This is a genomic window from Neisseria sp. P0021.S006 (assembly GCF_051956895.1).
Window position 1 is genome coordinate 1 of sequence record NZ_JBQCWZ010000603.1, and the last position, 812, is coordinate 812.

The following is an 812-nucleotide window of genomic DNA, read 5'->3' on the forward strand; positions in this document are numbered from 1 at the left end:
GTCTTGAACGTTCGGGTTGCTGGCGCGTACGGAAGCGATTTGGTCATCGATAACGCTGCTGTCGATGGCTTGGCCGTTGACGGTCACCAAAGTTTGGGCAAACAGGGTGCCGGAAGTCAGAGCAAGCATCAAGGCTGAAGCAAAGTAGGTTTTTTTCATCGTATTTCTCTTTTAAATTAATGATTGGAAATCAAAGTTTGGGCAGTAATCTTAATGGAAGTATTCGTCCGGCGTGGCTGCTTTGATACTGAGTGCATGAATCAGGCCGTCTGAAAACAAGTCCTGTAAAAGCTGCTTAATCATACGTTGCCGCTGGAGGCGGCCAATGTTTTCAAATGCGTTGCTGACCACCACTATGGCGTAATGCCCGCCGCCTTTATTACCGGCATGGCCGGCGTGCAGGTGGCTTTCATCTTCAAAATCGAAGAACTCAGGCTCAAGCGCCTGCAGGCGTTCCTCGATAATTTGACGCATATTGCTCATTTGAATACGGCTTTAAAGGGTTTAATCAATACTTCTGCGTATACGCCGGCATCGACGTAAGGGTCTTGTTCAGCCCATTCTTGTGCAGCGTCCAAAGATTCGAATTGAGCCACAATCAGGCTGCCGGAAACGCGTTCTGGATTATCTGGTAAAGGATTGGGGCCTGCAGTCAGCAGACGGCCTTGCGCTTTCAATTCTTCTAAGCGTGCTAAATGAGCAGGGCGTACTGCCATGCGTGCTTCGTGGACATCTTCGGCATCAGTTGCCAAAAGCATGAAATATTCCATTATTGATCCTCCTTAGGCTGGAAACGCATCAGATACATACCC

General features: G+C 48.6%; 2 protein-coding genes. Both read right to left on the reverse strand.

The features are described from left to right. Window positions 1–210: 210 nt before the first annotated feature. The gene (locus ACTHUM_RS15970) at window positions 211–483 is read right to left on the reverse strand and encodes a BolA family protein (RefSeq protein ID WP_070460214.1); all 273 of its coding nucleotides are present in this window, start codon (window positions 481–483) and stop codon (window positions 211–213) included. Beyond that, window positions 480–770 (reverse strand): YciI family protein, encoded by a 291-nt coding sequence (locus tag ACTHUM_RS15975; RefSeq protein WP_107792352.1) that lies wholly within the window; start codon window positions 768–770, stop codon window positions 480–482. The genes ACTHUM_RS15970 and ACTHUM_RS15975 overlap by 4 nt, the downstream gene beginning before the upstream one ends. Between the last annotated feature and the right edge of the window lie 42 nt (window positions 771–812).

Coding starts and splice junctions, on each gene's coding strand:
- ACTHUM_RS15970 (WP_070460214.1), bottom strand. CDS start 483: ATGAGCAATATGCGTCAAATTATCGAGGAACGCCTGCAGGCGCTTGAG.
- ACTHUM_RS15975 (WP_107792352.1), bottom strand. CDS start 770: ATGGAATATTTCATGCTTTTGGCAACTGATGCCGAAGATGTCCACGAA.